A 25,008-nucleotide genomic window follows, 5' to 3' on the forward strand; every position below is an offset into this window, starting at 1 on the left:
TAATAAACCCTTGTAATTCTTACCTAATTGGGAATTTACTTTGCTAATTACATTGCCTTTAAAAAACTAGATAGCTACAAATGAGAACAGATGCTTTTGCTTTAAGACACATTGGCCCGAGAGAAACAGATCTTCCACACATGTTAAAAACCATTGGAGTGGAATCGATTGAACAACTTGTTTATGAAACCCTTCCAGACGATATTCGTTTAAAAGCGCCTTTGAATTTAGATCCTGCAATGACAGAGTACGAATTCGCAAATCATATTCAGGAACTAGGGAAGAAAAATAAAGTATTCAAATCCTATATTGGTTTGGGTTATCACCCAACTATCGTTCCGGCTCCAATTCAAAGAAACATCTTCGAAAATCCAGGATGGTATACCGCTTACACACCTTATCAGGCAGAAATTGCTCAAGGTCGTCTTGAAGCTATTTTAAATTTCCAAACTACTGTTATTGAATTATCAGGAATGGAAATTGCCAATGCATCTTTATTAGATGAAGGTACAGCTGCAGCAGAAGCGATGGCGTTATTATTTGACGTTCGTACACGTGATCAAAAGAAAAACAATACAAACAAATTCTTCGTTTCTGAAGAAATTTTACCTCAAACTTTATCGATATTACAAACACGTTCAACTCCGGTTGGAATTGAATTAGTTGTTGGTAACCACGAAACTTTTGACTTTTCAAATGAGTTCTTCGGAGCCATTGTACAATATCCAGGAAAATATGGTCAGGTAAATGATTATACTGCTTTTGTTGCTAAAGCAAAAGAAAATGAAATCAAAGTTGCCTTTGCTGCTGATATTTTATCATTAGCTACTTTAACTTCTCCGGGAGAAATGGGAGCAGCTGTAGTGGTTGGAACTACTCAACGTTTTGGTGTACCAATGGGTTACGGTGGTCCTCACGCTGCTTTTTTTGCAACTAAAGAAGAATACAAACGATCTATGCCAGGTCGTATTATCGGAGTTTCTATTGATGTAAACGGAAATCGCGCTTTACGTATGGCTTTAGGAACTCGCGAACAGCACATTAAACGTGAAAAAGCAACTTCAAATATTTGTACAGCTCAGGTTTTACTTGCAGTTATGGCAGGAATGTATGCGGTATACCACGGACCAAAAGGATTACAATATATTGCAGGTAAAGTTCACGCATCAGCGGTTACTACTGCTGAAGCTTTAAATAAATTGGGTGTTTACCAAACTAACACAGCTTACTTTGATACTATTCTGGTAAAAGCAGATGCTCAAAAAGTAAAAGCCGTAGCGGAGAAAAACGAAGTAAATTTCTTCTATGTTGATGCCGATACCATTTCTATCTCATTCAACGAAACAACTTCAATTGCTGACATCAATCAAATTATATCAATTTTTGCTGAAGCTTTAGGAAAAGAAACTTTTACCGTTTCTGAATTAACTGAAGCAAGTCAATTACCTGCTTCATTAGAAAGAACGTCTTCTTTCTTAACGCATGATGTTTTCAACAATCATCATTCAGAAAGTCAGTTAATGCGTTACATCAAAAAATTAGAGCGTAAAGATTTATCGTTGAACCATTCGATGATTTCATTAGGTTCTTGTACGATGAAATTAAACGCAGCTTCAGAAATGTTGCCTTTATCAATGCCAAACTGGAACAGCATTCACCCTTTTGCACCAGTAGAACAAGCGGAAGGTTATATCACAATGCTTAAAAAATTAGAAGAGCAATTAAATGTAATTACTGGTTTTGCCGGAACAACATTACAGCCTAATTCAGGAGCTCAGGGAGAATATGCTGGTTTAATGGCGATTCGCGCTTACCATTTATCAAGAGGCGATAGCCACCGTAATGTATGTTTAATTCCTTCATCAGCTCACGGAACCAATCCTGCTTCTGCAGCAATGGCCGGAATGAAAATCATCGTTACTAAAACTACTCCGGAAGGAAACATTGACGTAGAAGATTTAAGAGAAAAAGCGATTGAACATAAAGATGATTTATCTTGTTTAATGGTAACATATCCTTCTACTCACGGAGTTTTCGAATCTTCAATTATTGAAATCACAAAATTAATCCACGACAACGGCGGATTAGTATATATGGATGGTGCTAATATGAACGCGCAAGTTGGATTAACAAATCCTGCTACAATTGGCGCTGACGTTTGTCACTTAAACTTGCACAAAACTTTCGCTATTCCTCACGGTGGTGGTGGACCAGGAGTTGGACCAATCTGTGTGAACGAAAAATTAGTTCCGTTTTTACCAACAAACCCAATCTTAAAAGTAGGTGGCGAACAAGCGATTACAGCAATTTCATCTGCACCTTACGGATCTGCTTTAGTATGTTTAATCTCTTACGGCTACATCACAATGATGGGTGCTGAAGGATTAAAAAGTGCTACAGAGCATGCTATCTTAAATGCTAACTACATGAAAGCGCGTTTCGAAGGACACTACCCAATTCTTTATACAGGAGAATGTGGAAGAGCTGCTCACGAAATGATTTTAGATTGTCGTTCATTTAAAGAAAACGGAATCGAAGTTGGTGATATCGCAAAACGTTTGATGGATTACGGTTTCCACGCACCGACAGTATCTTTCCCGGTAGCAGGAACTTTAATGATTGAACCTACAGAATCTGAAGATTTAGCAGAATTAGATCGTTTTTGTGATGCTCTTATCTCAATCAGAAAAGAGATTGAAGCTGCAACAGCCGATGATAAAAACAACGTATTAAAAAATGCGCCTCACACATTAGCAATGTTAACTACTGACAACTGGGCTTTCCCTTACACTAGAGAAAAAGCGGCTTACCCATTAGAATACATTGCTGATAATAAATTCTGGCCATCAGTTCGTCGTGTTGACGATGCATACGGTGACAGAAATTTAGTTTGTAGCTGTGCGCCAATCGAAGCTTACATGGAAAACTAAGAAATAAGTTCTTCTAATTATATCAAAACCCGACAGGTCTTAAGACTTGTCGGGTTTCTTTTTTAAATCCCAATTTTAAAATCCCTAAAATCTAAAATCATAATGAGTGCGTGCCAGTATTTAAAAAAAGGCCTAATCAACTTTGCGCTTATGAGGCCTTTTCTTAAATACTGTCGGGCTATCCATGCTACTTCGGTAGCTTACTCCTATCCCTCACGCGGAAGAAACGACAGGTTTTGAAGAAGAGTATCGTTTATATTTTCATCAAGTTCTCAAATGGTCTAATCAAAGAAAACAGTAAGTTTGTCATTCCGAGGAACGAGGAATCCCCGCAAGTAGCTCCGTTCCTAATAGCCAATCCTTGTCGAGCTTCTCGCGGGGATTCCTCGTTCCTCGGAATGACATACTTTGTGAAATTACCGCAATGGAGAAACCTGAAACCTGAAACCTGAAACAAAAAAAACTTTCCTCAAAATCTCATTTCAAACGTTTGAAATCTCGGTAAAACTTAAATTTCATTAAAAAATTAACAATATATCTCACAAATAATTATTATTTGATAATTATATGCATGCATAGTATTTTTTATGATAGTTATCATAATTTTTTATATAATTTAGCAATAAATTTATTGGATAATTAAGGAATAATGAAAATAAAAATAATAGGTATCGGAAGTTACATTCCGAATAAGGCAGTAAGCAATACTGATTTTGACAAACATGTATTTTTAAATGAAGACGGAACTCCTTTTGGCTACCCAAATGAAGTTGTAATCAAAAAATTCAAAGGCATCACCGGAATCGAAAACCGACGCTATGCCGAAACTCAACATAACGCCTCAGATTTAGCTTTTTTCGCTGCTGAAAAAGCAATTGAAAACGCAGGAATCGATCGCGAAACTTTAGATTATATCATTTTTGCCCATAACTTTGGAGATGTAAAATCAGGAACCCATCAAACCGATATTTTACCAAGTTTAGCAACTCGTGTAAAAAACAAATTGGCAATCAAAAACCCTAAATGTGTGGCTTACGATATTCTTTTCGGATGTCCGGGCTGGATCGAAGGTGTTTTACAAGCTAATGCATTCATCAAATCCGGAATGGCAAAAAGAGTTTTAGTTATTGGAGCTGAAACTTTATCAAGGGTTGTTGACGATCACGATCGTGACTCCATGATCTATTCTGATGGCGCAGGAGCTTCAATCTTAGAAGGAACTGAAGGCGAATCTGGTTTGTTATCTTACGAAAGTGCTACTTTCGCTAATGATGAAGCCAACTTTTTATACTTCGGTAAATCATACAATCCAGATTTAGATCCGGATATCAAATACATTAAAATGTACGGTCGTAAAATTTACGAATTTGCATTGAGCCAGGTTCCGTGTGCCATGAAAAGCTGTTTAGATAAAAGCGGTATCGGAATTGACGAAGTGAAGAAAATCTTAATTCACCAGGCAAACGAAAAAATGGATGAAGCGATTATCGAGCGTTTCTACAAATTATACGACAAGACTGCACCTAAAGACATCATGCCAATGAGTATTCATGATTTAGGAAATAGTAGTGTTGCAACTGTTCCAACTTTATACGATTTAATCCTAAAAGGAAAAATCGAAGGTCATGAAATCAACAAAGGCGACGTTATCATTTTTGCTTCTGTTGGAGCCGGAATGAACGTTAATGCTTTTGTATATAGACATTAATCCTAAGTCCAATTTAAGAAGTCCCATTGGGACGCCATGTTTATAGAATAATAAATGCGGTTCAGGAAAAGCTCCATTGGAGCGTTATCTGACAATTAGAAATATCGCTCCGATGGAGCTTTAATAAATTGACCATGCCATTTTATCTATAAATATTACGCTTCTATGAAGCTACAATCAAATTACATAAAAGAAATCTAGTCCGCATTTAAAAACAACATTTTAAATGCGGACTTTTCATTTTTTCATTCGAATTAAAAAACGCAAAAAAGAAGTAATCTTTGTATATTTGCGACCTAATATAAAATTAAGAACGAGAGATTGTTTCGTTCCTCGCAAAGACTATGTACGAAAAAACGTTTCCAAATAAAAGATTCAAACTTACTTTAGAATTTTTACAAAAGCATATCAAAACCTCTGAAACAATCCTTGATTTAGGAGTTGAAAATCCGTTTTCGAAAATCATGAAAGAAGCTGGTTATTCAGTAAAAAATACTACTGGCGAAGATTTAGATTTGGATCAAAACGTTTTCAAAACAGATAACCAGGATGTTGTAACGGCTTTTGAAATCTTTGAACATTTATTAAATCCATTTACAATTTTAAGCGAAATTAAATCCGACAAGCTTTTAATTTCAATCCCGATGCGTTTATGGTTTTCTCCGGCATATCGTTCTAAAACGGATATGTGGGACAGACATTATCATGAATTCGAAGATTGGCAATTAGACTGGCTTTTAGAAAAAACAGGCTGGAAAATCATCGACAGACAAAAATGGACAAACCCCGTTAAAAAGTTTGGTCTTCGTCCGTTTTTAAGAAGTTTTACCAACAGATATTACATTGTTTACGCTGAGAAAATAAAAGCCTAAACAAAATCCCAATATTTAAATCCCAAATTCCAATTATTTGGAAAATTTCAAAAAAAAATCCAAATTCCAATTTAAACCATATCGGTAAGGATTGGAATTTGGAGTTTTTAAAGATTGGAATTTATTTTTAAATAATTTGGAATTTAAAATGAAATTTATGAAGTACTATATTGTTATACCGGCTCACAACGAACAGGATTTAATCGGGCTGACCCTGCAATCTTTGGTTTCACAAACGGTTTTACCTTCAAAAATTGTCGTAGTAAACGACAATTCTACAGATAAAACAGAAGAAGTTGTTTTGGGTTTTGCTAAAGACAATCCGTATATTTCTGTGGTAAACAAGACTTCAGATGCGATTCATATGCCGGGAAGCAAGGTAATTCAGGCTTTTCAAAAAGGTTTTGAAACTTTAGATTCTGAATACGATATAATTGTCAAAATTGACGGTGATTTAATTTTCCCTCCCAACTATTTCGAAACAATCATAAAACACTTTAAATCCGATCCAAAAATCGGAATGGTGGGCGGATTTTGTTACATCGAAAAAAATGGCGATTGGGTTTTAGAAAACCTAACTGATAAAGATCATATTCGCGGTGCTTTGAAAGCGTATAGAAAAGCAACATTTCAACAAATTGGAGGTTTAAAACCTGCTATGGGTTGGGACACGGTAGACGAATTATTGTGTAAATATTACGATTGGAAAGTCGTTACAGATGAATCTTTACATGTAAAACACCTTAAACCAACAGGTGCCAATTACAATAAAACAGCACGTTACAAACAAGGAGAAGCTTTTTATACTTTAGGATACGGTTTCTGGATTACGGCAATTGCTTCGGCAAAACTGGCGATGATGAAGAAAAAACCTTTCCTATTTTTGGACTACATAAAAGGATTCTGGAAAGCCAAAAAAGCAAAAACTCCTTTATTAGTTACCCCTGAACAAGGCAAATTTATCCGAAATTATCGTTTCAAAAAAATGAAAGAAAAGTTAATTTGATTCGGAAAACAGGCGAAAATCCAAAACTCATAACCCAAAACTCGTAACTTCTTTTTACCTTAGCCAATATTTCAAAAACTATGATGCTAATTCGTTATTTATCTCAAATAGGAAGATATTTTTTAATGCTGAAAGAAATTTTCAATAAACAGACTAAATGGTCTGTTATGAAAAAATTGATTTTCAAAGAAATCGATGACTTAATAATCGACTCTCTTGGTATCGTTTGCTTTATTTCCTTTTTTATCGGAGGAGTTGTGGCTATCCAAACGGCATTAAACTTAACGAACCCATTAATTCCAAAATATTTAATTGGTTTTGCTACACGTCAATCTGTAATTCTGGAGTTTGCTCCTACTTTTATTTCGGTAATTATGGCCGGAAAAATGGGGTCTTATATCACTTCAAGTATTGGTACAATGCGTGTTACAGAACAAATTGATGCTTTAGAGGTTATGGGAGTTAATTCCTTAAACTATCTTGTTTTTCCAAAAATAGTAGCCTTATTAATGTATCCGTTCGTAATCGGAATTAGTATGTTTCTGGGTATTTTTGGTGGCTGGCTGGCTTGTGCATATGGTGGATTTTCAACTAGTCAGGACTTTATTCAGGGTGCTCAAATGGAATTTATTCCTTTTCATATTACATATGCTTTTATTAAAACGCTAATTTTCGCAATGTTGTTAGCGACCATTCCATCTTTTCACGGATATTACATGAAAGGTGGCGCACTTGAAGTTGGTAAGGCTAGTACAGTATCATTTGTCTGGACATCTGTTTGTATTATTCTTTTCAATTATATATTAACTCAATTACTATTAGGATAATGATCGAAGTAAAAAACATAGAAAAATCATTTGGCGACAGTAAAGTTTTAAAAGGCGTTTCGACTGTTTTTGAAACTGGAAAAACCAACCTAATAATTGGACAAAGTGGATCTGGGAAAACTGTTTTATTAAAAACGTTATTAGGAATTCACGCGCCAGACTCTGGTACAATTGAATTTGACGGACGTATTTATTCTGATTTAAATCCGGATGAAAAAAGAGAACTAAGAACGGAAATCGGAATGGTTTTTCAGGGAAGTGCTTTATTTGATTCGATGACAGTTGAAGAAAATGTTGCTTTTCCTTTAAGAATGTTCACCAACGACAACAGGGCTAAAATTAAAGAGCGTGTTGACTTTGTTTTAGAAAGAGTAAATCTGGTTGACGCACATAAAAAATTACCTTCGGAAATCTCTGGAGGAATGCAAAAACGTGTAGCGATTGCACGTGCGATTGTAAATAATCCAAAATATTTGTTTTGTGATGAACCAAACTCTGGTTTAGATCCAAACACTTCAACTTTGATTGATAATTTGATTAAGGAAATTACTGAAGAATATAATATTACAACGGTAATCAATACGCACGATATGAACTCTGTAATGGAAATTGGAGAGAATATTGTATTCTTAAAAAAAGGAGTAAAAGCCTGGCAGGGAACTAAAGAAGAAATCTTTAGAACGGATAATAAAGATATTGTTAAGTTTGTTTACTCTTCAAACCTGTTTAAAAAAGTAAGAGAAGCTTATTTAAAAGGATAAAACCTTTTTAAATTCCAATATAAAAAATTCCAAATTCCAATAACTTGGAAAACTTCAATATTAAAAAAATCCAAATTCCAATTTTTACTAAGATTGGAATTTGGATTTTTTTATTGAAATTTCTTGCAGTTTGGAATTTGGGATTTCTTTTTTGGAATTTTTTATTGAATATTGATTAATTCAACTTCAGCATTTGGATTAAATAGATAAGTTTTACCGGAGCTGATTTCAATACATTCAAAACGTTTTGTTCGAACCGCAAGTTTCTTAAATATTTTACCATTTTTAATTCTGAAAACGCTTCCGTAGGGAATTTCAAAAACGTAGTTTTTATCATTTCCAGCATCGTATTGTTTTAAAGCCAGAGACAAAGTAGTGTCGGTATCACTGCTTGCTGTTGGGTTCTTAAAATGCCTTGCTAACAATGGCAATAAATGTCCCGGAAATATTTCAGGCCGGATAAAAGGAACCATCATTCTTTGAAAAGTAAATTTCCATTCATTTCCGTGTGGCTTGATGTTTCTTCCAAACTTTTCAAAAGCCACTAAATGCGAAATTTCATGAATCAGGGTAATCAAAAAACGATATTTATTGAGACTGGCATTTACAGTAATTTCATGTTTACCACTAAGTCCGCGTCTGTAATCGCCATGACGCGTCTGGCGCTCATTTACAATTTTAAGATGAACCTGATTGGCAACAATCAATTCAAAAACAGGCTTTACGGCATGTTCGGGGATGTATCTTGCTAAAGTTTCGTTCAAATCGATTACGTATTAATATATCAAAAAACAAATCTAAGAAAACATTTTATTCATAGCGATTTAATCAGACAAAACATTTTGTAAACCACTACAAAAATGAATCGTATTATAAGTTTAGATATTTTATATAACTATTGTTTACATCATTTTTGACAGCACCATCAGCAGCATAGAAAATATTTAGTTTTGCTTGCTTGTCTTTTATTTCTTTTTCAACTTCTTGTACTTTACGTTCCTGATAATCTAAAGAACGTGCTTTTTCAAGAAATTCTAAACTACTCTTATAATTATTTAAAACAGCGAAGCTTGAAGCAATATTGATATAACACGCCCAAATAGCCGCTTTTTGTCCTTTATCGCTTGCGTCTAACTGTTTAGAATAGCCATCCATTTTTAGAATGAAATCAGTAAAAATTCGTTTTTTATTTATAAAATTTTTATAGTCCCGTAAATTTACGTCACCATGAAAAGCTTCTGAATTGTCTTGAATTATCAAATTATTTTTTTCAATAAAGTCAGTATTTGAAGCTAAAAGTGCATCGTCAACTGTAGGCTCAGGCTTTGATTTAGACCAGCTTTCCATAGCATCAACATCCTGGTTTAACTTTTGAAATAGAGGATTTTTATCTTCTTTAGAAATTCTTGAAAAAAGATAAGTATCCTGATAGTACGCAACTCCCACCCATGAGACAACCCTGCTTTTCATATAGCGCTGAATATCGGTTACAAGTTCATTGTAAATAAGATTTTTATCTGCATTTTCAGTTAAATAATTTACGGCTTCCGGTCTTGTTTTAAAATTGAAAATAGTTCCTTGAGATGCGCTGGTAGCACTCATTCTCTGCTTAACAAAGAACGATTTCTCTAAAACTACAGCATCAGTAACACTATTTTTAAATTTAAAAAAGACATTATATTGGTAATACATTTCATATCCAAAAGGTTTTTCTGCCGATTTCGTTTCTTGTATTTCTGCAGCATAGGCAATATGATCAATAAGAACATCAAGAACAAGGTGATCTTCAGCTTTAGCAGAAGACGGATTTCTATATCCTAAATCAGCAATTGAAGGAATAACTTCTCCTTTATAATTAATCTCTGTTTCTGTACCCGAAAGTGGGCGAACTAAATATTCTTCCTTGAAAAATTCATTATAGGAAAGCGGTCCCCTGCCTCCTTTTTTTTCACCATCAATCAAAATAGCAATTGGTCTGTTGGAAAGATTCATTTTTACCGTGTACGTTCTATAACCTTTAGGAATATAGGAATCAGGAAAAACAAAATTATAAAAACTCAGATGTTCTGATTTATAGGACTGAGCGGAAACCTTCTGATTAGAAAAAACGGTAAGTAATACAATTACAAGAATCAGGATTCTTTTTTTCATTAGTTTGGTTATAAGGTTTGGGGTTAAATAATGGAATTTATGGATTGGTCGAAGAAACCTCTAACACTTTTCCATTAAAATATTTATTGCCATTCAAGGTAAAATCATAAATATAAGCTGCTATTCCTTCTGCAGAAATTGGCGCCTGATAACCTGGGAAAGCTTCGTTTAGCATTTCTGTCTGAACTGAACCTAAAGCCAAAACATTGAAGGAGATTCCTTGTTCTTTATATTCTTCGGCTAACAATTCGGTTAGGGTAATAACAGCGCCTTTACTAGAACTGTAAGCAGCTAATCCTGCAAATTTTAAACTTCCGCGTACACCTCCAATTGAACTAATTGTTACGACATGGCTTCCTTTTTGAAGATAAGGCAAACAAATTCTGGTAAGATTAGCTACTGCAAAAACATTTACTTTATAAATGCTTTCAAAGTCGGCCTGAGTAGTTTCTGCAAAAGGCTTCAATAATAAAGCACCAGCATTATGTACAACGGCATCTACTTTTTTCCAGGTTGATGAAAGAAAACTGTCCACTTCCTGCAAAGCAGTTTCATCAGATAAATCAACTGAAAGACAAGTAACATTTTGATGCGCTAAAAGCGTCTGAGGTATTTTTCTGGAAATAGCCAAAACCTGATGTCCGGCATTCGCAAACTGCAAAGCCAATTCATATCCAATTCCTCTGCTTGTTCCGGTAACGATAATATTTTTCATATGGAGATAATAGTTCTTTTTTAATGGAATATGGAATCGCCATTCTGAGTTCCCTTTTTTATTTGGAATCGTAGCTATTTCATGAAGCAAAAGTAAGCAAATCCAATAAAAAGAAAGATTATTATTTCATCGTAATTTCCTCTGTTGGAGTTGACGAAATTTGGGTTACAGCCGGCAATAATTCCTGTATAAAAGAAGTCATATGCGGAATATCCATCACTTTGAATTCATCAGAAACATGGTGATAAAAATCAAAATTTTCGAAATCAAAAGTACTTATCGATTGGCAAGGTTTTTTAAAAGCTTCATAAAAGGAATAATTGTCAGATCTGTAGAACAACTTATACTCTGCTTCTTTTGGCAAAAAACCAATCGTATTTTTTCCGGTATATTCATTTATTTTCTCTGCCATATTAGACTTATCAAAGCCTGTTACGTAAGCCAGGAAATCTCTTTTCATTGGTACACCCACCATTTCAATATTCAATTGGGTATATAAATTAAAATTAAGCTTTTGAAGTTTCGGCACTAAACTTTTGGAACCTAATAATCCTTTTTCCTCACCTGCAAAAAACACAAAAAGAATACTGCGTTTATTTGATTTTGTCTCTGCAAAATATTTAGCCATTTCTGCAACAACTGTTACGCCGGAAGCGTCGTCATTTGCTCCATTATTAATTACATCAGCCTGTTGTTTTTTTTCTATACCAATATGATCATAGTGCGCACTTAAAACTACAAACTCCTTTTTTAACTCCGGATCTGTTCCCTCTAAAACCCCGACAATATTATATGCTGGCGATTTAAAATTGGCCAAAGTATCGCGATACGTTTTAAAATAAGGCTTTACATTATTCTTCCTAAAGAAATCTTCTAAGAACACGGCCGCCTTTTCAATTCCCTTAGTCCCTGTTTCACGGCCTTCTAATTCATCTGAAGAAAGATATTTTAAAAAATCTGAAACATCTGATTCTTTAACTTTATACGAAATTGCTAAAGGTTTTGAATCTGATTGGGATGCCTTTTCGGTTGTCGTAGAAGGATTCGATTTACAACTTAATAAAACTAACGGAAAAAGAAGAAAGCAAAGTTTTTTCATGATTTAAATTTTTAGAAGGCTAAGTAGTTGGTTTAAAAGTATAAACTTCTGAAGAGTAAAAAAAATATTTCATAAAAAAACCCTTTCGAGCCAAAAGCTGAAAGGGCATTTTTTATATAAAATGATCTAAAATTATCCTGCGATAACTGATCTTGAAATTACGATTTTTTGAATTTCAGAAGTTCCTTCATAAATCTGAGTAATTTTAGCATCACGCATAAAACGTTCAACATGATATTCTTTTACGTAACCGTTTCCACCATGAATCTGAACTGCTTCAACAGCCGTGTCCATTGCTACTTGCGAAGCAAATAATTTTGCCATTGCTCCACTTACGTCATAATTTTTATGTTGGTCTTTATCCCAAGCCGCTTTCATACATAAATGACGTGCCGCTTCGATATTAACTGCCATATCTGCCAATTTAAAAGCAATTGCCTGGTGGTTGCAGATTTCTGTTCCGAAAGCTTTTCTTTCTTTAGAATATTTCAAAGCCAGTTCGTAAGCTCCTGAGGCAATTCCTAAAGCTTGAGATGCAATTCCAATACGACCTCCAGCTAACGTTTTCATTGCGAATTTGAATCCGAAACCATCTTCACCAATTCTGTTTTCTTTTGGAACTTTTACATCACTAAACATTAAAGAGTGAGTATCAGAACCACGGATTCCCATTTTTTGTTCTTTTGGTCCAATTGAAAATCCTGGCATGTCTTTCGTCATGATCAAAGCATTAATTCCTTTGTGCTTTTTCTCCGGATGCGTTTGCACAATCACCAAATAAACAGAAGCTGTATTTCCGTTTGTAATCCAGTTTTTTGTTCCGTTTACTAAATAATGGTCGCCCATATCAATACCAGTAGTTTTTTGAGAAGTGGCATCACTACCTGCTTCTGGCTCGCTTAAGCAAAAAGCACCGTGAATTTCTCCAGACGCCAAACCTGGTAAATATTTTTGTTTTTGTTCTTCAGTTCCAAATTCCTGTAGACCCCAACAAACTAAAGAGTTATTCACAGACATTACAACTGAAGCTGATGCATCAACTTTAGAAATTTCTTCCATTGCAATTACATATGAAATAGCATCAAGTCCGCTTCCTCCGTATTTAGGATCAACCATCATTCCCATGAATCCTAATTGCCCCATTTTTTTTACTTGCTCGGTCGGAAAAATTTGTTTTTCGTCACGCTCAATAACACCTGGCAACAATTCGTTTTGGGCAAAATCTCTGGCGGCTTGTTGAATCATTAAATGCTCTTCGGTAAGATTGAAATCCATAGTCTAAATTTATTTTATTGTTTTTTGAAACCAAAATTCAGCATTTTGGTTAGGTCAGTGGTTTTTTGTTTTTCCTTGCCATTTTTTCTTCAAAAAGGCTTTCAAAGATAATTTTTAAAAGTTAAATTAACAATGCATGCATATAAAATTAATAGATCAGCAACAATTACGATAACGTTTTCGTAATACTATTGCATTTTAAGCCTGTAAGCATAAAGTCCGCAATGTTTTCTCTAAAATTTAAGAATAAAATTGCACATAAAAAGTGCTTTACTAAAAAGTTTTAGTAAAAAAATGACCAAAAAAAGGCTAAACACTTCTTAAAACAGGTAATTGTACGTAAAATTACTCTTACTAATTTGATTACTAATCTTATACGTTATAAAAAATAAAAATATCAAATAAAAAAACATGCCGTTTAACAACTCAATATTAAGAAATTAACATTATTTTTGCCTAAAAATTATTATATCGACAGCTTATGAAAAAGACTTTACTTGCACTTACACTCCTTTTAAGTTTACAATTTTCGACAGTTTCTGCTCAAACTCAATTAGAAGTTAATGGCGTAACTGTTCCAAGAAAAATTGAAGTACAAAATAAAACAATGCAACTTAACGGTGCTGGCGGAAGATCAAAAATGTGGTTAGAAGTTTACGTTCAGGCCCTATATTTATCGCAGTTAAGTCAGGATCCAAAATTCATTATTGATAGTGATACTGAAATGGCGATCAGAATTGAAATTACTTCTTCTATGGTTTCTTCAAACAAATTAACAAAAGCCATGAACGCCGGTTTTGAAAAATCTGCCGGAAGCAATCTGGAAGAATTGAGACCAAGAATTGAACAATTCAAAACACTTTTAAGCGATCCAATTACAGAAAAAGACGTTTTTGTATTATGGTACAATCCATTTGACCAAACGGTAAACGTTATTAAAAATGAAGTTGTAAAAGGAAAAGTTCCTGGATTTGATTTCAAAAAAGCATTATTCGGAATCTGGTTATCTGACAAACCAGTTGACGAAAATCTAAAAAAGCATTTATTAGGAATATAATCTCCTGTAATCATAAAATTTTAAAGCCGAAAGCGTTATGTTTTCGGCTTTCTTTTTTTCTTTAAATAAAATTGCATCAAAATACATTATTCGCATTATTCTATTTTATACTTTTACGCAAAATAAACATATCACAACAAAATGAAAGATTTATTACAGCAATTTGAAAATAAAGAACCTGAAATTGTTTTTAACTGGAAAGATTCTGAAACAGAAGCAGAAGGTTGGACAGTAATTAATTCACTTCGTGGAGGAGCCGCAGGAGGTGGAACAAGAATGAGAAAAGGCCTGGATATGAACGAAGTTCTTTCTTTGGCTAAAACAATGGAAGTTAAATTTTCAGTTTCCGGACCTGCAATTGGAGGCGCTAAATCTGGAATTAATTTTGACCCGAACGATCCTCGTAAAAAAGGTGTTTTACAACGTTGGTACAAAGCGGTTTCGCCTTTGTTAAAAAGTTATTACGGAACGGGTGGTGATTTAAATGTTGATGAAATTCACGAAGTTATTCCGATGACGGAAGAATGTGGTGTTTGGCATCCGCAGGAAGGTGTTTTTAACGGACACTTCAAACCAACTGAAGCTGATAAAATCAATAGAATTGGTCAATTGCGTCAAGGTGTTATCAAGGTAATCGAAAACCCTAAATTCTCACCAGACGTAACCAGAAAATATACTGTTGCCGATATGATTACAGGTTATGGCGTTGCCGAAGCGGTTCGTCATTTCTACAATACTTATGGTGGAGATATTAAAGGAAAAAAAGCAATTGTTCAGGGATTTGGAAATGTTGGATCTGCTGCTGCTTTTTATTTAGCTGAAATGGGAGCCAAAGTAATCGGAATTATTGATCGCGATGGTGGATTAATCAATGAAGAAGGTTTTTCTTTTGAAGAAATCAGAACGTTGTTTTTAAATAAAGACGGAAACAAATTGGTTGCCGAGAATATGATTCCGTTTGAAGAAATCAATTCTAAAATCTGGACTATTGGTGCTGAAATTTTCACGCCTTGTGCTGCTTCAAGATTGGTACAGCAAACTCAAATTGACAGCTTAATCGCAAACGGATTAGAAGTTATTTCATGTGGTGCGAATGTTCCTTTTGCTGACAAGGAAATTTTCTTTGGATCGATCATGGAAGAAGTAGATCATAAAGTAAGTTTGATTCCGGATTTTATTTCAAACTGTGGAATGGCGAGAGTTTTTGCTTATTTCATGGAGAAAAAAGTGCAAATGACGGATGAGGCGATCTTTAATGATACTTCAGAAATTATAAAAAATGCGATTGTTAAGGCTCACGCTTTGAATCCATCAAAAACAAACATTAGTGCAACTGCTTTTGAAATTGCATTGAAACAATTAGTGTAATTTTTTTATACTTTTCTTTTAAACGAGCCAAATAATCTTTGGCTCGTTTTTTTTTGCCACAGATTTTAATGATTTACTGCTTTTCGATTAATTTTTCTCTCGCAGATTTGGCAGATTGAGCAGATTTTGGTTTGTGGTTAGAATTTCACGCAGATTTAAATAGATTTAAGCAGATTTGCGCAGATTCATATAAAATTAAAAATCTGCTCAATCTGCCAAATCTGCGAGCTAACCCTCCTTTTCATAAAATCATTCAAGCCCTTTCATTGTAAACAATTTTTAGTACTTTTAAACGTTTTTAATAAGATACAATACAAAATTCAGAATCATAATGAGTTCCACTATTTCTTCAGATAAAAAGAAATCTCTACTACTCACCACGGCGATATATGCAGTCATTTTAGTATTACTGTTTTTTATACGCTTTTGGCCTCCATACAACCCGGAAAACAACGTAGCACTTGCTGAAGGCGGTGGTGGCGGTGGTTTGACCGTGAATTTTGGAGACAGTGATTTGGGCTCTGGAGCCAATTATAAAAGCGAAGTTTTAAACGTAAAAAACCAGGCAAAAGCAACTCCGGCAAAATCAACTCCGGAGGAAGCAATCATAACGCAGGAAAATACTGCAGATGATGCTAATGATGTCGTTATTCCCGTAAAGGAAAAACCTAAAAAACCAACTCCAGTTGTAAAACCGGAAGCAAAACCAGTTCCGCAAAAACCTAAAGTTTCGAATTCTACCAACGATGCTTTATCGAGCATTATGAAAGGATCGAACAAAGGCGGAGACGGAGATGATAAAGTGGCAGGAAACAAAGGAAAAGCTAACGGAAGTTTAGGTTCTAATGGTTATTACGGCAGCGGAGGTTCTGGTGGCGGAACAGGTGGTGGAAACGGAACCGGAAATGGCATTGGTACCGGAAGTGGTTACGGAGCCGGAAGCGGCGGAGGTTCTGGCGGCGGATCGGGGTATTCGTTAAATGGTAGAAAAGCACTTTCGAAACCCAAACCAAATAGCGACTGCAGCAACGAAACAGGTACAGTTGTTGTACAAATTACAGTTGATAAAAATGGTAATACTATCAGTGCCGTTCCAGGAGTAAAAGGAACTACAATTGCTGCTAAATGTTTAAGAGAACAGGCTAAAATGGCCGCTATGAACACTAAATGGGATGCCGACAGCAATGCCCCGGCAAAACAAACGGGAACTATTACTTATAATTTTAGTTTGAATTAAAACACGGATTTCACAGATTTACACTAATTATAATAACATAAAAAAGGCTTTCTGAAATACTTCAGAAAGCCTTTTTTATTCGTTTTTTTTCATTTCGACCGAAGGGAGAAATCACACTAGGGAGCGACGTACGTATGTCTTTACTTTATGTGATTTCTCCCTTCGGTCGAAATGACAATATTGCGTTAAACCATCAGGTTCAATGTCTTTTAAAGTTTTATGTTTTCGCCCAGTTTGTCATTCCGAGGAACGAGGAATCCCCACAAGAAGCTCTACAAAGATTGGCTACTTTTCTGTGCGGAGCTACTTGCGGGGATTCCTCGTTCCTCGGAATGACAAGATTGTGTTACATTTTTAGAGAGATTGCTTTGTTCCTCGCAATGACAATATCGCGTTTGATTTTTTTTTTAGGTTTCAGAGTTTCGCTCAGTTGTCATTTCGACGGAGGAGAAATCCCCGCAAGAAGCTCTACAAAGATTGGCTACTTTTCTGTGCGGAGCTACTTGCGGGGATTCCTCGTTCCTCGGAATGACAAACAAGACGATAAAAATGTTAGTGAGATTGCTTCTTTCCTCGCAATGACTTACTTTAGGCTACTTTCCTGTAATCTTTAATCTTGCCTCTTTACTCTATATTCTATGCTCTATATTCTATACTCTATACTCTCTTTTCTCCGCGTGAGGGATAGGAGCAAGCTACCGAAGTAGCGCGGATAGCCCGACCACAATAAAAAAATGGGCGAATCAACGTTATGCTGATTGGCCCATTTTTTTATTGTGGTCACGCCCTAATGATACATCTACTTAGGACTTGTAGCAATTACGAACTTCAAATTGTTCTTCACTCCTATCTGTAATACATCAACTAAATCCTGTACCTGAAGGTTGAACGGAATACGAACGACAACGGTTTGATCTTTGTCTGTTCCAATTTTAGTCATTAAACTGGTTTCGAGGTTTTCGAAATCAACGGGTTCTTTGTCGATGTAGAATTTTTTATCTTCTGTAACAGATAAGCTGATTAGCTGTTTGTTTGTTTTTTCATTTGATTTCGCTTTTGGCAAAGTCATTTTAATAACATTAGGGTTTGCAAGCGTTGAGATAATAAGGAAAAACAACAGCAAGAAAAACATAATATCACTTAAGGATGACGTCGCCACTTCGGCATGAAATCTTCTTTTTCTCTTAATAGACATAGCTTATGCTCTTTGAATTATATTGACAAATTCTAAAATCTGTTTCTGAATTTTTAAGGCAAAATCATCAATTTTTTCGTTCAATAAATGGTAAGCACTATACGCAATAATACCTACAATTAATCCAGAACCTGAGCTGATCATTTTTTCGTATAAACCTCCGGAAATGTTTCCGATACTAATATTTTCTGTAACTGAGATGCTGTAGAAAATCTTGATAACCCCAGAAATAGTTCCGATGAAACCAAGCGTTGGCGCGATACCGGCAATAAGCCCAAGATGTCCTAAACGTCTTTCCATTTCTCCAATTTCAATATCGGCAGCGCGGTCCATGTTGGATTCAATTTCAGCAATTGGTCTTCCGATAACTAATACACCCTCTTTTAGAATATTTGCTGCAGCAGTATCACTTCTTTCTACAATTGTTCTGGCCAATTCAATATTTCCTGCGTTTAGTTTATCACCAACATCCTGCATTAATCGGCTGTCAATTTTAGACGCTTTGCTGATGTATAAATAGCGTTCAAAAATGATATAAATAGTATAGAATAATAGGATAGCGATTGGAATCAGGAAAAAACCTCCTTTTAAGATAAATCCTAAAACTGAGATTTCGGTATTTGGTGCAATTTTTTCGATTACTACGTTAGATGCGGCATTTGCAATGGTATCTGTTTGTTGTTGAATAAAACTAAACATATATTAATTCTGGTTTTTAATAATTAATTGTAAAAAATATTTGAAATTTGCAATAAAGATAATTTTCACTCCCTTATAAAACTAAAAAAAACGAAAATTATTTCAATCTGCAACCATTTTATATAAAATAAATGAACTATCAAGAGACCACAAACTGGATGTTTAATCAGCTCCCGATGTATCAGCTTCAAGGCGCTTCGGCATACAAAGAAGATTTGACCAATATTAAGATACTGGCGGCTCATCTTGATAATCCACAGAATCAGCTAAGATGTATCCATGTTGCCGGAACCAATGGTAAAGGATCGACTTCGCATATGCTGGCTTCGGTTTTGCAGGAAGCGGGATATAAAGTTGGACTGTACACTTCACCTCATCTAAAAGATTTTAGGGAACGAATCAAAATCAACGGGGAGGATATTTCTGAAGATTTTGTTATTGAATTTGTAGCGAAACATAAAAGCTTTTTTGAAGCCAATGATATGAGTTTCTTTGAAATGTCTGTTGGTTTGGCTTTTGATTATTTTGCTTCTGAAAAAACAGATATTGCTATTATTGAAGTTGGTTTGGGCGGAAGATTGGATGCGACGAATATTATCACGCCTTTGGTTTCGGTCATTACCAACATCGATTTGGATCATACACAGTTTTTAGGCAATACACCTACTGCGATTGCCGGAGAAAAAGCCGGAATTATAAAACCAAATGTTCCGGTTGTAATTGGAGAATATACGGAGGAAACGGAAGCTGTCTTTTTAGCTAAAGCGAAAGAAAACAATGCGCCGATTTATTTTGCTGCTGATTTAATTTCCGGAGTTTTTCCTTCTGATTTGTTGGGCGATTATCAGTTTCATAATAAAAAAACGGTTCAACAGGTTGTTGTTGTTTTAAATTCACAAACTGATTTTAAAGTTTCTGTTGATAACCTGAAAAAGGGTTTATTAAATACCGTAAAGAATACTGGCTTACAAGGAAGATGGCAACAGCTTGGTGAAAACCCGAAAATCATTTGCGACACGGCACACAACAAACATGGATTGGCAGTTGTGATGAATCAGATTCAGAAAGAGACTTTTGAAAACTTACATATTGTTTTGGGTGTTGTTAATGATAAAGACCTGGATTCTATTTTACCGCTCTTCCCTAAAAAAGCAAAATATTATTTTTGCAGACCCGATTCGTCTCGTGGTTTACCAACTGAAATTCTAAAAGAAGCTGCAGAAAAATATGATTTAAGAGGCGAAAAATACCAGTCTGTTGCAATCGCTTTCGCGGAAGCAAAGAAAAATGCCTCTAAAAATGATTTTATTTATGTTGGCGGAAGCACTTTTGTAGTCGCAGAACTGCCGTTAAACAGCAAAAATTAACGTTTATCGATTAAACAACTATTTCGTAACCACCTGTTTATTAATACTTTAAATTTGTTCAGTTTTTTAATAACCAATACAAATTTAAATCATGAAAACAAGAAGTACACTTCTGGGGCTCGTTCTATGCATGACCCTGGGGTGCGTCATTGGCAACGCACAAGAAAAAGAAGAAAAAGCAAAACCCGTAATTATTACCATGACAACTTTGCATCGCAGTATGGATGTTAAAGCAAAAGATTGGAAAGCAGCTGAACAGGAATACTTTGATAAAGTAACCAGCAAAAACGACCTAATCATTGGCTCAGAACTCATGACCCATTATTATACAGATGACAATACCGAGGTTATTCTGGTGAATGTCTACAAAAGTTGGGATGATATTGAAAAAGCAAAAACGATAAGCGATGATCTGACCAAAAAAGGCTGGCCGGATGAGAAAGCCAGAACTGCTTTTTTCGACAAATATGAAAAATTCTACACTCCCGTGCACTCCGATGAAATCTACCAAAGCATTACTTCTATTGGTGAAATTCCTTATAAAGACCAAACTAAAAAACCAATGATTGTTTATCTTAGAAAATCTCAAATGAGCATGGAAGGTAAGGGAAAAAATGTAAAAGAGTTTAATGAAAAAATCACCTTCAAAGATCCTTTTATAAAAGCTTATTATCCTTTTAGACATTTGTGGGGCTCTAACAGCACTGATTTTATGGAGGCATTTTTCTATGATTCTTTGGCCGATTTAGAAAAATCCAGCGAAAAAATAGACGAACTGATCAAATCGACCTGGCCTAATGAAAAAGATGCCGATGCTTTTTTTGATGAGTTGGAAAAATCTTTTACCGGAAAACACAGTGATTACATCTACAGGAACATTCCGTCGTTATCAAAATAGAAATTTAACCTAAAAATTCATGCCCATAACAAATTCTACCCCAATGAGATAGAAAATACATTAAAAAAACTTTAAATTTTTAGTGTGTTTTCTTTGCAGAACTCGAAAACTAGCGTATATTTGCACTCGCAATCACGAAATGATAGCAACCTAGTAAAATAGGGCGATTAGCTCAGCTGGTTCAGAGCACCTCGTTTACACCGAGGGGGTCGGGGGTTCGAACCCCTCATCGCCCACCAATTTCTAAAAACTCCAAAGTCATTTGATTTTGGAGTTTTTTTATTTTATAAACTCATGGAATTCATTGTCTACATTCTATTTAGCGAAAGCAAGAATAAATTCTATATCGGTTTTACTTCTAATCTGGAAGAAAGAGTTATTCGCCATAATCAAAAAAGTAAAAGTTTTACGGGAAATGTAAATGATTGGAAAGTTGTTTACACAGAAAACTATGAAACCAAAGAACTTGCACACGGAAGAGAATTAGAAATTAAATCATGGAAAAGTAGAATCAAAATTCAAGGACTGATTTCTAAAAAAGATTAGCTCAGCTGGTTCAGAGCATTCCGATTTTTCATCGGAAGTAGTCGGGGGTTCGAACCTTCCGATGAAAAATCGGAACAAGCTATCATCGCCCACCAAAAAACTCCTTAAGAAATTAAGGAGTTTTTTTTATGCTATATTTTTGTAGATCTTTACGTTCACGAGTAGGACACTTTTGTCAGCAGGTGGCTAACTTTTAAATTACTTAAATTCTTGTATTTGATTCTGGCAGATGCGACAGAACCATTTTTTTTGCAAATAATTAATGTACTTTTGGTTTAACCAAAATGTTATTTATAAAAGTAAAATATGAAAAAAATTATTGTAAGTATGTTTGTTCTAAGTCAATGTTTTAATGTACAGGGACAATCGATTGATAAAATTATTACGAACAAGGAAGTAACTCGTATAGAGAAAATACTTTCAGCTGATGATATGCAGGGTAGGAGAACTTTTACTCCCGGTATTGACAAAGCATCAGCCTTTATAGAATCAGAGTTTAAAGCAATTGGTCTGCAAACTTTCAATGCAGCAACGAATTACAGACAAGAATTTTCGATGACGGCCTCTAGCGCCCTTTCTTCAAAAATTACTATTGATGGCAAAGAAATAAATAATAATCAAGTTGTAACATTCTCATACCTTCCTCAAGTTTCTCTAACCGAAAAAAGCGATATTTCTATTGTAAAAATCAATAAAGGGGATAACATTGGCCAGAAATTTAACGAGTATTATAAAAGTCCCAAAAATCTTTTGGTACTAGTTGACCCTTCATTTGCAAATGTTTTACCGAATATTCAGCATATTGAAAGAATAAATTCTAATCCTGGAAACAATACGATTATATTTGTTTTTGGTACCGTAGAAGCGACCACTTTTTCTGTTGAATTAACGAATACAATCTCCAAAAAAACATTGAATAATGTTGTTGGAATATTACCGGGAAAAACTAAACCAAATGAGTATGTGATTTTTTCAGGGCATTATGATCATTTAGGAGTAGGCTCTCCCGAAGAAGGTGCTGCGCATCCTGCAACAGATTCTATTTATAATGGTGCTAATGATGATGCCGCTGGAACAACAGCAGTAATTATGCTTGCAAAATATTTTAAAAAACTAAATAATAACGAACGTACTATTATTTTTACCACATTTGTAGCTGAAGAAATAGGTGGTTATGGAGCCAAATATTTTTCTAAACAGCTTGCGCCAGAACAAGTGATTGCGATGTTCAATATTGAAATGATAGGAACAGAATCGAAATGGGGTAAAAATTCTGCTTACATTACAGGCTTCGAAAAGTCGAATATGGGCTCCATTTTACAAACTAATTTAAAAGGAACAAATTTTACATTTTATTCAGATCCTTATCCCGACCAACAATTATTTTACCGATCAGACAACGCTACTTTAGCTAAGCTTGGAGTTCCTGCTCATACCATTTCTACTTCAAAAATGGATAATGAACTAACGTATCACACAGCCGATGATGAATTTGAAACGTTAGATATTGATAACATGACCCAAATAATAAAATCAATTGCCTTAAGTTCTTCTTCGATTATTAGTGGAAAAGATACTCCAACAAGAGTAGATACTACTCAATTGAAATAACGTAAGTAAATTATAAAGAATCAAAAAAGCACTGAAAATGATTGATTTCAGTGCTTTTTTATTATTGGCTTGTTCTGATATAACCTGATTTCAGAATTATTTATTTTTCTTTACGAATAAGTTCAACTTTAGTATTCAGATTCCCTCTTATCAAATTTACAGTAGTTGCTTTTCCATCAATAAATTCAAATTGTAACAAGTTTGGATAATCAATAATTTTAAATAAACCATTTTTCAAATACACCAACTCATTATCATTTTTCCCTTTAAAATGTTCCAATAGCATAGATTCAACATAAAGGCGATTATTTCTTTCTACTATTTTGGTTTCTACTCCCTGTCCATAAAGAAAATCGTCATAAGTTCCAATTAGTTTTTCTTTTAGAGACAAAGGCATTTCCTGAATGCTTTCGGTAGTTGTTTCATTGTTCCAATTCATCAACTTCAGAATCGTTTTTTGAGTTTGACCCATTACAGGAAAACGATTGGGTTTTTCTCCATTAGCAAAAAATACAAAGCCATTTCCATCTGTCATGGTAGCACCAACAGTACCACCGACTCCGGTATTGGAACCGTTACACCAAAACCATTCATAGTTATTGTAACCAAAAGACTTTTGCCATCCGTAACTCCAGCCTCCAACAGCATTTTTTAGAGCGGTTACTGCTGTTACTTTTTTTGCCACATTATGAGAAATCACTTTGTTGTTTTTATTGCGTAAGGCATTTTGCATTTCGATGGCAAGTTTCGCTAAATCAGTTGGCGTAGACCACATTCCTGATGGTCCAACTTGTGGTGTAATTGGCAAACCTGTTTTAATTACTTTTCCATCTTTATCATGAACCAGAGCTACATTTGTTGGAAAGCCACTTTCATTTGGCTGAATCATTGTAGTGTTTTTCAAGCCAAGAGGCGAAAAAACATATGCTGCCGCAAGCTCCGCCATAGATTTATTAAACGTGTCTTCTAATGCCATTTGAATAATTGTATAACCACCACCACTGTATTCCCAACTAGTACCTGGCGTAAACAAAAATTCTATTTCTTTGTCATATCTTGGGATCTGCCCTAAAAGACTTTGTTTTAATGTCGGGATTCCTTCTCCTTCATAATGGTCTTCAAAACCTCCCTGATTTGTTCCAGCGGTATGATTTAGAAATTGTCTCCATGTTGGACTGTTATTTTCAGTAAACTTGCTTTTTGGCAAATGCCAGCGTTTTAAGAAAGGCTCAATTGGATCATCTAAATTAATTAGTCCTTTCTCTTCAAGCATAAAACAAACAAGCGCCGTGATTGGTTTTGAAATTGAGGCTGTAGAAAAAGCAGTATTCTGGTCTATTTTTTCTTTAGAATCTATTGATTTCACACCAAATTGATTTGAATATACAATTTCGTAATTTTCAAAAACTACAAGACTGAATCCGGCAAGTTTGTATTTTTCTAATTGCTCGTCAATCTTTAAACTATCTGTCAAGAAGCTATAATTTGCTTTTTTTGGCAATGCTTTATAGCTTGTCTGACTATTTGAATTTGTTACTATAAGAAGTACTAGTAAATAAATAAGATTTTTCATGGTATCGATTTTTGGTTAAAAGTTTATTTCGATACAAAGATGTGGAAGAAGCCAGTCCTGCGCGACCGAATGAAAAGATTCGAACGCATTTGTCTGAAAAAATAAGTACGAAT

General features: G+C 34.8%; 21 protein-coding genes and 2 tRNA genes. 15 read left to right on the top strand and 8 right to left on the bottom strand.

The window, feature by feature from the left end:
* The first annotated feature begins 80 nt into the window (after nucleotides 1-80).
* From gcvP to BUA98_RS18395, 6 genes are all read left to right on the top strand, one after another.
* Nucleotides 81-2,930: an aminomethyl-transferring glycine dehydrogenase gene (gcvP, locus tag BUA98_RS18370; RefSeq protein ID WP_072974874.1), complete on the top strand. Its 2,850-nt coding sequence runs from the start codon at nucleotides 81-83 to the stop codon at nucleotides 2,928-2,930.
* Nucleotides 2,931-3,579: 649 nt separating this feature from the next.
* Nucleotides 3,580-4,638 (top strand): 3-oxoacyl-ACP synthase III family protein, encoded by a 1,059-nt coding sequence (locus tag BUA98_RS18375; RefSeq protein ID WP_072974876.1) that lies wholly within the window; start codon nucleotides 3,580-3,582, stop codon nucleotides 4,636-4,638.
* A 344-nt stretch (nucleotides 4,639-4,982) separates the two neighbouring features.
* Nucleotides 4,983-5,510 carry a class I SAM-dependent methyltransferase gene (locus BUA98_RS18380; RefSeq protein WP_072974878.1) on the top strand — a complete coding sequence of 176 codons (528 nt, stop codon included), beginning with the start codon at nucleotides 4,983-4,985 and terminating at the stop codon, nucleotides 5,508-5,510.
* Nucleotides 5,511-5,667: 157 nt separating this feature from the next.
* Complete coding sequence (locus BUA98_RS18385; protein WP_072975011.1) at nucleotides 5,668-6,516, top strand: glycosyltransferase family 2 protein; 849 nt, start codon at nucleotides 5,668-5,670, stop codon at nucleotides 6,514-6,516.
* 80 nt (nucleotides 6,517-6,596) lie between these two features.
* A complete protein-coding gene (locus BUA98_RS18390; protein WP_072974880.1) occupies nucleotides 6,597-7,343 on the top strand; it encodes an MlaE family ABC transporter permease in 747 nt (248 codons plus the stop codon).
* Nucleotides 7,343-8,104: an ABC transporter ATP-binding protein gene (locus BUA98_RS18395; RefSeq protein WP_072974882.1), complete on the top strand. Its 762-nt coding sequence runs from the start codon at nucleotides 7,343-7,345 to the stop codon at nucleotides 8,102-8,104. Before BUA98_RS18390 ends, BUA98_RS18395 begins: the two co-directional genes overlap by 1 nt.
* 161 nt (nucleotides 8,105-8,265) lie before the next feature.
* On the opposite strand, the gene BUA98_RS18400 is transcribed toward BUA98_RS18395, so the two are convergent.
* The 5 genes from BUA98_RS18400 to BUA98_RS18420 form a co-directional block, all read right to left on the bottom strand.
* Nucleotides 8,266-8,868 (bottom strand): SprT-like domain-containing protein, encoded by a 603-nt coding sequence (locus tag BUA98_RS18400; protein WP_072974884.1) that lies wholly within the window; start codon nucleotides 8,866-8,868, stop codon nucleotides 8,266-8,268.
* Nucleotides 8,869-8,974: 106 nt separating this feature from the next.
* Complete coding sequence (locus tag BUA98_RS18405; protein ID WP_072974886.1) at nucleotides 8,975-10,255, bottom strand: hypothetical protein; 1,281 nt, start codon at nucleotides 10,253-10,255, stop codon at nucleotides 8,975-8,977.
* 37 nt (nucleotides 10,256-10,292) lie between these two features.
* The gene (locus tag BUA98_RS18410; RefSeq protein ID WP_072974888.1) at nucleotides 10,293-10,970 is read right to left on the bottom strand and encodes an SDR family NAD(P)-dependent oxidoreductase; all 678 of its coding nucleotides are present in this window, start codon (nucleotides 10,968-10,970) and stop codon (nucleotides 10,293-10,295) included.
* A gap of 121 nt (nucleotides 10,971-11,091) precedes the next feature.
* Nucleotides 11,092-12,069: a M20/M25/M40 family metallo-hydrolase gene (locus BUA98_RS18415; protein WP_072974890.1), complete on the bottom strand. Its 978-nt coding sequence runs from the start codon at nucleotides 12,067-12,069 to the stop codon at nucleotides 11,092-11,094.
* 132 nt (nucleotides 12,070-12,201) lie between these two features.
* Nucleotides 12,202-13,344, bottom strand: a complete 1,143-nt coding sequence (locus BUA98_RS18420) for an acyl-CoA dehydrogenase (RefSeq protein ID WP_072974892.1) — start codon at nucleotides 13,342-13,344, stop codon at nucleotides 12,202-12,204.
* 481 nt (nucleotides 13,345-13,825) lie between these two features.
* Between BUA98_RS18420 and BUA98_RS18425 the strand changes: the two genes are divergently transcribed.
* The 3 genes from BUA98_RS18425 (at nucleotide 13,826) to BUA98_RS18435 (ending at nucleotide 17,006) form a co-directional block, all read left to right on the top strand.
* Nucleotides 13,826-14,401, top strand: a complete 576-nt coding sequence (locus BUA98_RS18425) for a chalcone isomerase family protein (RefSeq protein ID WP_072974894.1) — start codon at nucleotides 13,826-13,828, stop codon at nucleotides 14,399-14,401.
* A gap of 141 nt (nucleotides 14,402-14,542) precedes the next feature.
* On the top strand, nucleotides 14,543-15,769 hold the full coding sequence (locus BUA98_RS18430) for a Glu/Leu/Phe/Val dehydrogenase dimerization domain-containing protein (protein ID WP_072974896.1): 1,227 nt from the start codon (nucleotides 14,543-14,545) through the stop codon (nucleotides 15,767-15,769).
* Nucleotides 15,770-16,100: 331 nt separating this feature from the next.
* The gene (locus BUA98_RS18435) at nucleotides 16,101-17,006 is read left to right on the top strand and encodes an energy transducer TonB (RefSeq protein ID WP_072974898.1); all 906 of its coding nucleotides are present in this window, start codon (nucleotides 16,101-16,103) and stop codon (nucleotides 17,004-17,006) included.
* A gap of 799 nt (nucleotides 17,007-17,805) precedes the next feature.
* Here the strand turns inward: BUA98_RS18435 and BUA98_RS18440 are convergent.
* Nucleotides 17,806-18,201 carry an ExbD/TolR family protein gene (locus tag BUA98_RS18440; protein ID WP_072974900.1) on the bottom strand — a complete coding sequence of 132 codons (396 nt, stop codon included), beginning with the start codon at nucleotides 18,199-18,201 and terminating at the stop codon, nucleotides 17,806-17,808.
* A gap of 3 nt (nucleotides 18,202-18,204) precedes the next feature.
* Nucleotides 18,205-18,900 carry a MotA/TolQ/ExbB proton channel family protein gene (locus BUA98_RS18445; protein WP_072974901.1) on the bottom strand — a complete coding sequence of 232 codons (696 nt, stop codon included), beginning with the start codon at nucleotides 18,898-18,900 and terminating at the stop codon, nucleotides 18,205-18,207.
* A gap of 131 nt (nucleotides 18,901-19,031) precedes the next feature.
* Between BUA98_RS18445 and BUA98_RS18450 the strand changes: the two genes are divergently transcribed.
* The 6 genes from BUA98_RS18450 (at nucleotide 19,032) to BUA98_RS18470 (ending at nucleotide 23,322) form a co-directional block, all read left to right on the top strand.
* Nucleotides 19,032-20,267, top strand: a complete 1,236-nt coding sequence (locus BUA98_RS18450) for a bifunctional folylpolyglutamate synthase/dihydrofolate synthase (protein WP_072974903.1) — start codon at nucleotides 19,032-19,034, stop codon at nucleotides 20,265-20,267.
* A gap of 91 nt (nucleotides 20,268-20,358) precedes the next feature.
* Nucleotides 20,359-21,165 (top strand): hypothetical protein, encoded by an 807-nt coding sequence (locus tag BUA98_RS18455; RefSeq protein ID WP_072974904.1) that lies wholly within the window; start codon nucleotides 20,359-20,361, stop codon nucleotides 21,163-21,165.
* A gap of 161 nt (nucleotides 21,166-21,326) precedes the next feature.
* Nucleotides 21,327-21,404, top strand: a tRNA-Val gene (locus BUA98_RS18460).
* A 55-nt stretch (nucleotides 21,405-21,459) separates the two neighbouring features.
* Complete coding sequence (locus BUA98_RS18465; RefSeq protein ID WP_072974906.1) at nucleotides 21,460-21,711, top strand: GIY-YIG nuclease family protein; 252 nt, start codon at nucleotides 21,460-21,462, stop codon at nucleotides 21,709-21,711.
* A tRNA-Lys gene (locus tag BUA98_RS22420) sits at nucleotides 21,710-21,771 on the top strand. Before BUA98_RS18465 ends, BUA98_RS22420 begins: the two co-directional genes overlap by 2 nt.
* Nucleotides 21,772-22,017: 246 nt before the next feature.
* Nucleotides 22,018-23,322, top strand: a complete 1,305-nt coding sequence (locus tag BUA98_RS18470) for a M20/M25/M40 family metallo-hydrolase (RefSeq protein WP_072974907.1) — start codon at nucleotides 22,018-22,020, stop codon at nucleotides 23,320-23,322.
* Nucleotides 23,323-23,422: 100 nt separating this feature from the next.
* Here BUA98_RS18470 and BUA98_RS18475 read toward each other — a convergent pair whose 3' ends face one another.
* Nucleotides 23,423-24,895 (bottom strand): serine hydrolase domain-containing protein, encoded by a 1,473-nt coding sequence (locus BUA98_RS18475; RefSeq protein ID WP_072974909.1) that lies wholly within the window; start codon nucleotides 24,893-24,895, stop codon nucleotides 23,423-23,425.
* Nucleotides 24,896-25,008 lie beyond the last annotated feature (113 nt).

Source organism: Flavobacterium saccharophilum (assembly GCF_900142735.1).
GTDB classification, from domain to species: Bacteria; Bacteroidota; Bacteroidia; order Flavobacteriales; family Flavobacteriaceae; genus Flavobacterium; species Flavobacterium saccharophilum.